The organism is Vibrio sp. 970 (assembly GCF_033339075.1).
This window is the reverse complement of the sequence record NZ_JAWOTW010000848.1, coordinates 1-511: the sequence shown is the minus strand read 5'-3', so window position 1 is coordinate 511 and position 511 is coordinate 1. Positions and strand designations below refer to the sequence as shown.

The window sequence follows — 511 nt, the reverse complement described above, 5'->3', positions numbered from 1 at the left end:
TCAAACAAAGACCTAACTACAGCGCGTCTTATCGCTGTGGGTTGGACTTCGCTTTCAATGGCAGGTGCAATGCTAGTGGGGCTAGTTGGTCTGTTATGGGTGACTGGCCACCCAGGTACGCAACTAGAAGATGGCGAGAAAATCTTTATGTTGCTTGTGAACACCGTATTCCACCCAGTGGTTGCTGGTATCCTACTAGCAGCAATCCTAGCGGCAGTAATGAGTACAGCGGATTCACAGCTTCTAGTATCTTCATCTGCACTAGCAGAAGACTTCTACAAGCAAGTGATCAAACCTGATGCTTCTTCAGAAGAAGTGGTGATGATTGGCCGTGTGGGCGTTATCGTGATTTCTTTGATTGCATTGTTCCTAGCAATGACACCAGACAGCTCTGTGCTAGGTCTTGTATCTTACGCTTGGGCGGGCTTCGGCGCGGCATTTGGCCCTGCAGTAGTACTTAGCCTTTACTGGAGCGGTATGAACCGTAACGGCGCACTAGCGGGCATCCTAG

At 49.7% G+C, this 511-nt stretch carries 1 protein-coding gene; it reads left to right on the top strand.

Going from position 1 to position 511, the window contains the following annotated elements:
* A partial coding sequence (locus R7Q11_RS29525; protein ID WP_405532656.1) for a sodium:solute symporter family transporter occupies positions 1–511 on the top strand: 511 nt, incomplete at both ends.